This window comes from Chryseobacterium sp. HMWF035 (genome assembly GCF_003094695.1).
In the GTDB taxonomy this organism is placed as follows: Bacteria; Bacteroidota; Bacteroidia; order Flavobacteriales; family Weeksellaceae; genus Chryseobacterium; species Chryseobacterium gambrini.
Genome location: NZ_QEHP01000080.1, coordinates 94798 through 103550, shown reverse-complemented (window position 1 = coordinate 103550; position 8753 = coordinate 94798). Strand labels below are relative to the sequence as shown.

Sequence of the window (8753 nt, the reverse complement as noted above, 5' to 3'; positions counted from 1 at the left end):
CATTAAATGCAGTGCTATTTAATATGTAAATATAATAAAAATTGGTTTGGTTACTAATATAACTAGTATGATGAATTTTTAATTGATTAAATTTTAAAATATTAAATATGTTTTAGATTTAAACATTACTAAATTACAAAAATAAAATAGTTTTTTTAATGTTTAATCCATATTTCTAATTGATTATCATGATAAATTGATGTATAATTTTGATGCAAAAATCCCAACTCTAGTCAGGATTTATTAGCAAGTTTGATATATTTTTAAATATTTCAATACCAAAGCGTTCAATTTTGTTTAATAAATTGTCTATTTTAAAGTTGTAATAATTAGTAATTATTTAATTCTACCAAAAATTTTTCTTGCATCAATTTCTAAGTTCTTATAAAACAATTCTTTTTCAGCAGTAAGCTTTTCTTCTAAATCAAAAGATTCTTTAATTACAGATAATATAAAATCCAATGGTTTAAGGATGAATAATTCATTATAATCAATGCTTAATGATTGGCTTACTCTATATAGAATTTTCCAACTTGTAGAATGCTCATACCTTTCTAATCGACCTATTGTTGTTTTATTAGATCCAATTAGAAGTCCAAGATTTTCTTGTGATAATTTTTTTCTAAGTCTTTCTACTCTGATTATACAACCTATCTGTAAACCTAATGCGTCAATTTCTTCATTACTATATTCTTGCATACAGTAAAATTTGAAATATTAGATAAAATTATTCGATACAAATTTGTATCGAATGTGAAGTTTTTTATTACATTTGTAAAATAAGTTACATAAGCAACCCCAAAAAACAATAAAAACACAAAATCTTCTTTGTATGAAAAAGAAAAGCATAGACTTTGAATCCCGCTTTTGGTGCGGCCGGAAGAAACATTCCGCACTTTCGCTGATGGAAGTATTTTTCCAGTTTCAAGATTGGGCAACCGCCAAAAAGCATCTAAATCTCATCATGCAATATGCCGCACACCGCAAAACACGGATTCCGGAAGATGCTTCCGTTATCTTTTATTTTCACCAGTCGCTCCGGTCGTTTATTCGCGCAGCATATTCCCTTAGAAACGATCGCGGAAAATGGCTGGTTCATGAACTTTCGGAACACAAAAATCCGATTTTGAAGGGTTCATTGTCGGAAAAAGAATATCGCGATCCGGCAAAAGTTTTCAGGAAAGCCTTTAAAAAATACCGTCTTGAGGAATTCGAGGAGTTTCTCTCGGAAGTCGTGTATTTCTCGCTCGGAACTTTCAATAATGCACCGGAGTGCAATATCGTAGATCCGTATTTGCTCCTCATCAAAATGCTGGATGCAGCATGGCTGATTCTGGAACGTGAAAGTAACAGGGAAAAACTTTCGCATGAACAGCAACAGACTGCTGAACTTCAGTCAACATAAATATTTTCTTTCAATCCAACGCGCCAAAATGAAATGATTAGAATATTTTAAACCCTCAAAAGCATAAAACATCAGAGATTTTTAAGGTTGGTATGAACTTCATTTGTAATCACATTTACATACAAGTTTAGTCCATCATTTGCGCCTTTTGTAGTTAATTATAAATTAGCTTAAACAACGGGATAATCAATTACAATCAGGATGAAATAAAAACCGGCTTGAAGTCAACTTCCAATGCCGGTTTTTTTGTGACTTCAAGAAGTGTGTCTTTAAACATTTTATTAATGATTTCTTCCTGCGGAGAATTTATTTCAAAAACCTACTAAAATTCTGTTATTTGTAATTTTCCGATGGCTTACGTGCAAAAATGGTAAAAAATAATATCAATTTTTAACGTTTTTTTTGTTTAAAAGTGTTTTTTTTACACTTGTTTATGTTTTTTTTTGATTTATTTTTTTCTAATTCTTATCATAATATTTTTCTGAAAAAAGCACCTGTTTTCTTCCGGTATTCTTCATCATAAATACTTGTTAACTGATCGGTTACAATATTGATAAGTGTAATTTTAATGATAACCTTATCATAATTTGTATGTGAATGTTTTCATAAAAAATCGATATGTAAATTGCTGATATTTAGGTCTTAGTGTGAAATTTATTTTTTTTATTCATTTGAATTTTTATATTTGTCATGTTACATAAATGTTAACACTTGCATGAGCCCCAATTTTATACATACCTATGTTTCGGTTGATTGTGTTGTTTTTGGTTTCGACCACGAAAACAGATTAAATATTTTATTGGTAGAAAGACATCTGGACCAGGAAAAACAGATAAAGCTTCCGGGAAGTCTTATTTTTAGTGATGAGGATGTGGACGATGCTGCAGAAAGAGTACTGCACGAGCTTACAGGAATTAAAAAAATGGTTCTGAAACAGTTTAAGTGTTTTGCAGATCCTATGAGAGCCAATAATGAAAACGACATCCAATGGATGGGAACAGAGTACAAACAGCATATCGACAGGATTATTACCGTTGCTTATCTTTCTCTGTGTAAGATTGATCATAAGATTAACAGTACAAAATACAGTACAGTAGATTGGTTTCCCATAGATGAGGTTCCCTCTCTGCCGTTTGATCATAATAAGATTATTAATGAATCTTTGGGGGAAGTAAGAAAATGGATAGAAGTAGATTTCTCTATTATTTTTGAGCTGCTTCCCAAGAAATTCACCATCAGACAGCTTTACCAGTTGTACAGTGCATTAAGTGAAAAACAAATTGATATTAAGAACTTTCATAAAAAAATCTCTTCATTCAATTACATCATTCCATTGGATGAGATTGAAAAAAATGTATCACACCGCGCAGCCCGATATTATAAATTCGATGCCAAAATTTACAAGAAAAACAATACTAAACTAATAAAATAATACCTTTTTAAAACTATATGTACTTACTAGGCTATGATATCGGCAGTTCTTCTGTGAAAGTTTGTCTCATCGAGGCATCCAGCGGAAAAGTAATCGCATCCGAATTTTCTCCTAAAAAAGAAATGAAAATTACTGCGGTACATCCGGGTTGGGCAGAGCAGAATCCTGTCGACTGGTGGACAAATCTGAAATTGGCACATGAAGGGGTAATGCATGAAGCCGGTATACATGCAGAAGACATTAAGGGAATTGGTATTACGTGGCAAATGCACGGTTTAATTTTAGTAGATAAAGATCAGAACCTGCTAAGACCATCCATCATCTGGTGCGACAGTCGCGCTGTTCCTTACGGTGAAAAAGCCTTTAAAGCAATCGGAGAAGAGAAATGCTTATCTCATTTGCTGAATTCGCCGGGGAATTTTACCGCGTCAAAATTAGCCTGGGTAAAAGAAAATGAGCCTGAAATTTTCGGGAAAATAGATAAAATAATGCTTCCCGGAGATTACATTGCCATGAGACTTTCCGGAGAGATCGGTATTACGGTTGAAGGATTATCAGAAGGGATTTTCTGGGACTTTAAAAACAATTGCATCTCAGAAGATGTCATTAATTATTACGGGATTCCGAAAAGCTTTTTTCCTGAAATCGTACCTACATTCGGGATTCAGTCCACCGTTTCTGCTGTAGCAGCGCAGGAATTAGGATTAAAAGAAGGAACACCCATTTCCTACAGAGCAGGAGATCAGCCAAATAATGCGTTGTCATTAAATGTTTTCAATCCGGGAGAAATTGCTTCCACAGCAGGAACTTCAGGCGTTGTTTACGGTGTTTTAGATAAATTAGACTACGATAAACTATCAAGAGTAAATACTTTCGCGCACGTTAATCATACCGAAGAATTAACGAGATTAGGAGTTTTACTTTGCATTAACGGAACAGGAATTTTAAATTCATGGTTAAAACATAATCTGGCAACCTCCCTGTCTTCTTACGGAGACATGAACGATATGGCGTCGCTTTCACCGGTAGGAGCCAAAGGATTAAGCATCATTCCTTTCGGGAACGGAGCAGAAAGAGTACTCGAAAATAAAGAAACCAATTGCTCCATTCACGGGATTAATTTTAATATCCATACCAAAGGAGATATTCTGCGTGCCGCACAGGAGGGAATAGTATTTTCCTATGAATACGGAATGGATATCATGAGAAATATCGGGATGGATATTCAGGTAATTCGGGCAGGAAATACCAATATGTTCCTGAGTTCAATTTTCAGAAAATCATTAGCCGGAGTAAGTAATGCCGTTATTGAACTTTATGATACCGACGGCGCGGTAGGTGCTGCAAGAGCCGCAGGAATGGGGATCGGCTTTTACGCAGACTCTAAAGAAGCCTTTGCCTCTCTGGAAAGAATAGCCGTAATAGAACCGCAACTGGAAAAAAGAGAACAATACTTAGAAGCCTATTCGAGATGGAAACAGCATCTTAACGAAATAGTATAATCACCAATACAAAAAGATTTTTTATTGTACTTATTGACCCTCAAGGATCAGTGAGCAGGGAAACTTTATGTTGAATTTTAAAATTAAACTAAAAATTATAACAAATATATGAACACTTTAACAGGTACGAAAGAGTTTTTTACAGGTATCGACAAAATCAAGTTTGAAGGGAAAGAAAGCAGAAATCCAATGGCTTTCAGATATTATGATGCAGAAAGAATTGTGATGGGAAAACCTATGAAAGACTGGACGCGTTTTGCGATGGCTTGGTGGCATACCTTGTGTGCAAACGGGAGCGATCCGTTTGGAGGACCAACAATTCATCATCCATGGGACATCGGAAACGATGCTGTAACCAGAGCAATGCATAAAATGGATGCCGGTTTCGAATTTATGTCTAAAATGGGCTTCAATTACTATTGTTTTCACGACATCGATCTTGTAGATCCTGCCGATAACTGGAAAGACTACGAGAAGAATCTTCAGGCTGTAGTGGAATATGCAAAACAAAAGCAGCAGGAAACAGGAATTAAACTTTTATGGGGAACGGCAAACGTTTTCACGCACGAAAGATACATGAACGGAGCTTCCACGAATCCGAATTTTGATGTGGTTGCGTGCGCAGGAACTCAGGTTAAAAATTCCATCGATGCTACAATTGCTCTTGGTGGCGAAAACTACGTTTTCTGGGGTGGTAGAGAAGGATATATGAGCCTTTTGAATACCGATATGAAGCGTGAAAAAGACCATTTGGCACGTTTTCTTACCATGTCCAGAGACTACGCCCGTCAGCAAGGTTTTACAGGAACTTTCCTTATTGAGCCAAAACCGATGGAACCTACAAAACACCAGTATGATTACGATTCTGAAACGGTGATCGGCTTCCTGAGACATTACGGATTAGATAAAGATTTTAAATTAAATATTGAAGTGAACCACGCTACATTGGCAGGACATACTTTCGAGCATGAACTTCAGGTGGCAGTAGATGCAGGACTTTTAGGAAGCATCGATGCAAACAGGGGAGATTATCAGAACGGGTGGGATACAGATCAGTTTCCGGTAGATTATTTAGATATGGTTCAGGCGTGGCTGGTTTTACTTCCTGCAGGAGGTTTAGGAAACGGAGGAGTTAACTTCGATGCTAAAATCAGAAGAAACTCTATTGATCCTGAAGATTTGTTTATTTCTCATATTTCGGGGATGGATGTTTTTGCGAAAGGACTTTTAGCGGCAGCAGATATTCTTGAAAATTCAGATTATAAAAAACTGAGAACAGACCGTTACGCATCTTTCGATAACGGAAACGGAAAGGCTTTTGAAGCAGGAACGCTTACTTTGGAAGATCTTCAGAGAATAGCTCATGAAATTGGGGAACCACAGCCAAAAAGCGGAAAGCAGGAACTGTTTGAAGCGATTGTGAATATGTATATCTAAATAAACGTAAAAAGGCTGCTAAACACTAAGGATTTTTCAAAACGATAATTATTAATAGCCTTTTTATTCAACCCTAATATTAAACGTAATAATTATGAATCGATCTTATTTAGCTAAAACCAATAAAGCAGCGCTCTTTTTTGCGATGGCTTTATTACCTTCCGGTTTAGCCTATTCTCAGAGTAAAAAAGATACTGTTGCTAAGGAGAAAAAAATAGAAGAAGTAGTGGTAATCGGGTACGGAACCCAAAGAAAAGAAGCCGTAACGGGCTCTGTAGCATCCGTAAAAGGTGATGTTTTAAGAGAAGTACCTACTGCTAACATTACTCAGGCATTGCAGGGAAGAACAGCAGGTGTCGATATTAGCCAGACCTCTACCAAACCCGGAGCAAGTATGCAAATTCGCATCAGAGGAACAAGATCTTTAACACCCAATGCTAATGATCCGTTAATTGTTCTTGATGGAATTCCGTTTGTGGGATCACTTGGTGATATCAGTTCCAGTGACATTAAAAGTATAGATATCCTGAAAGATGCTTCTGCAACTGCAATTTATGGTTCCAGAGGAGCAAATGGAGTTATTTTGGTAACAACCAACAGAGGCTCCAAAGGTCAGAAACCGAGATTTACGTACAATTCTTTTACAGGAGTTCAGACCTTGTTTTCAAGGTTTCCGATGATGGATGGTCCTAAATTAGCTAAATTAAGAGCTGATGCCGGAAATATTTACGGATTAGGAAAAGATGAAACGTTAGACACCAATACAGACTGGCAAAAGCTGTATTATAAACCGGCGATGATGACCAGTCATGATGTAGGGGTTTCAGGTGGAACAGAAGGTGGTAACTATAACGTAGGGTTATCCTATTTTAAACAGGATGCTTTAATTCCGATCCAGAGTTATGAAAGATTCTCATTAAGGATCGCTCTGGACCAGCAGGTTGGTAAAAGCTTCAAATTCGGATTTACATCCAATACCAACTATACAGTGTCAGAAGGGAATGGCGTGGCAGGAGCGCCGGTTCTGGGCAACTCTCCGTTAGCAAACCCTTATAATCCGGATGGCACTATCAAAAGAACCATCAGTACGGCATCGAATATTGATCAGTCTTGGGTATACATCAGAAAGACCCTCGAAAATCTGGGGGATAAATATGTAGATGAAAGCAAAGGTCTTTCTTCGTACAATAATTTATATGGAGAAGTAAGCTTACCGATTAGCGGTTTGAAATACAGATTAAATGTCGGGTTGGATTATACCACTTCTAACAGCGGAAACTATACAGGAGTAGGAGTTTTTAATGTGAATGCGGCAGCTCCATCCAGTGCAGGAAAAGGAAACAGTCAGACTTATCACTGGACTTTAGAAAATTTATTAACCTATGACAAAACTTTTGGAAAACATAAGATCAACGCTGTAGCTTTATATTCTGCAGAAGGCAATCGGTATATCAGCAGCTATATGAGTGCCAAAAATGTACCGGCAGACTTTTTCCAGTATTATAATTTGGGACAGTCTCCACAAGCAGATATTTCTGTAAAGCCTGAAGATCAGATATATGTACAGAGAGGGCTTATATCGTATATGGGACGTGCTATGTATACCTACGATAATAAGTATATGATTACGGCAACGCTTCGTGCAGATGGTGCATCTGTTTTGGCACCGGGTAACAAATGGCATACCTATCCCGCAATATCGTTAGGCTGGAATTTGGCGAATGAATCTTTCATGCAGAGTCTCAAAGCCATCAACCAGTTCAAATTAAGATACGGATGGGGGCAGACTTCCAATCAGGCGGTTGGTCCGTACACTACCAAAGGAACTTTAGGGGTTGTTCCGTATAATTTCGGAAATACAAATACGACAGGGGTATATATCACTACCGCGCCAAATCCTGAGCTGGGTTGGGAATATTCTAAAACCAATAACTTTGGTTTGGATTTCGGATTATTTAATAATAGATTGACAGGTACTGTAGAGTATTACAGAACCAAAACAGAGCAGGTATTGTCTCCTACAAATCTTCCTATATCCGGAGGTATTGCAAGTGTAACAAACAATATAGGCCAGATAGAAAACAAAGGTTGGGAAGTTTCACTTAATGGTACGATCATAAACAATCCTGATGGTTTCAGCTGGGATGCAGGGGTTAACTGGTATGCCAACAGAAATCAGATTTTAGCTTTGAATTCAGGGACTACCCGTGATGTGGCGAACAACTGGTTTGTTGGACATAATATCAATGCGATCTATGACTATCAGAACATTGGTTTGTGGCAGCAGGGAGATCCTTACCTGAATATATTGGAACCGGGGGGTAATGTAGGAATGATTAAAGTCCTTTACACCGGCGGTTACAATGCAGATGGTACTCCGGTAAGAGCAATAGGTCCGGACGACAGACAAATTATAGATACCGCACCGGATTGGCAGGGTGGTTTCAACATGAGATTTGCTTACAAAAATTTTGAATTGAGTACCGTAGGTGCATTTCAGCATGGGGGTGTTTTAATCAGTTCTATTTATGGTTCTTCGGGATATCTTAACAGATTAACGGGAAGAGGGAATAACGTGGATGTAGATTACTGGACGGCAGAAAACCCGAATGTAAGATATCCTAAACCCGGAGGAATAATGAGTGGAGACAACCCGAAATATGGTTCTACTCTTGCTTACTTCGATGGATCATATCTTAAACTGAGAACAATAACACTAGGTTATAATTTGAAGAAAGAATTTTTAGATGATCTGAAATTAAATAGTTTAAGAATTTATGTAACCGTAACTAATCCTCTCGTTCTTTTCTCTCCTTATTATAAAGAATCCGGGATGGATCCGGAACCGAACTCTTACGGTAACCAGAATCAGGCGGTAAACAGCAGTCTTCCTTATAACGCGCGTCAGCTGATTATAGGAACCAATAACCCGTCTACACGTAATTATCTAATGGGAATCAATTTATCTTTTTAAATT

6 protein-coding genes are annotated in these 8753 nt (G+C 37.1%); 5 read left to right on the top strand and 1 reads right to left on the bottom strand.

Annotated elements, in window-relative coordinates; genetic code table 11:
* Positions 1 to 336: 336 nt before the first annotated feature.
* Positions 337 to 699, bottom strand: a complete 363-nt coding sequence (locus tag DD829_RS12625) for a helix-turn-helix transcriptional regulator (protein WP_116547805.1) — start codon at positions 697 to 699, stop codon at positions 337 to 339.
* 133 nt (positions 700 to 832) lie between these two features.
* Between DD829_RS12625 and DD829_RS12620 the strand changes: the two genes are divergently transcribed.
* From DD829_RS12620 to DD829_RS12600, 5 genes are all read left to right on the top strand, one after another.
* Positions 833 to 1405 (top strand): hypothetical protein, encoded by a 573-nt coding sequence (locus tag DD829_RS12620; RefSeq protein WP_108411305.1) that lies wholly within the window; start codon positions 833 to 835, stop codon positions 1403 to 1405.
* Between the two features lie 715 nt (positions 1406 to 2120).
* Positions 2121 to 2837, top strand: coding sequence for an NUDIX hydrolase (locus DD829_RS12615; RefSeq protein ID WP_076396194.1), 717 nt, complete (start codon positions 2121 to 2123; stop codon positions 2835 to 2837).
* Between the two features lie 17 nt (positions 2838 to 2854).
* Positions 2855 to 4339, top strand: a complete 1485-nt coding sequence (locus tag DD829_RS12610) for a xylulokinase (protein ID WP_108408719.1) — start codon at positions 2855 to 2857, stop codon at positions 4337 to 4339.
* A 108-nt stretch (positions 4340 to 4447) separates the two neighbouring features.
* Complete coding sequence (gene xylA / locus DD829_RS12605; protein WP_076396190.1) at positions 4448 to 5776, top strand: xylose isomerase; 1329 nt, start codon at positions 4448 to 4450, stop codon at positions 5774 to 5776.
* 94 nt (positions 5777 to 5870) lie between these two features.
* Positions 5871 to 8750, top strand: a complete 2880-nt coding sequence (locus DD829_RS12600) for a SusC/RagA family TonB-linked outer membrane protein (protein ID WP_108408718.1) — start codon at positions 5871 to 5873, stop codon at positions 8748 to 8750.
* Positions 8751 to 8753: the final 3 nt, after the last annotated feature.

Excerpts from the sequence above, each read along its gene's own strand:
- DD829_RS12625 (WP_116547805.1), bottom strand. The coding sequence starts at position 699 with ATGCAAGAATATAGTAATGAAGAAATTGACGCATTAGGTTTACAGATA.
- DD829_RS12600 (WP_108408718.1), top strand. The coding sequence starts at position 5,871 with ATGAATCGATCTTATTTAGCTAAAACCAATAAAGCAGCGCTCTTTTTT.
- DD829_RS12610 (WP_108408719.1), top strand. The coding sequence starts at position 2,855 with ATGTACTTACTAGGCTATGATATCGGCAGTTCTTCTGTGAAAGTTTGT.
- DD829_RS12615 (WP_076396194.1), top strand. The coding sequence starts at position 2,121 with ATGAGCCCCAATTTTATACATACCTATGTTTCGGTTGATTGTGTTGTT.
- DD829_RS12620 (WP_108411305.1), top strand. The coding sequence starts at position 833 with ATGAAAAAGAAAAGCATAGACTTTGAATCCCGCTTTTGGTGCGGCCGG.
- xylA (WP_076396190.1), top strand. The coding sequence starts at position 4,448 with ATGAACACTTTAACAGGTACGAAAGAGTTTTTTACAGGTATCGACAAA.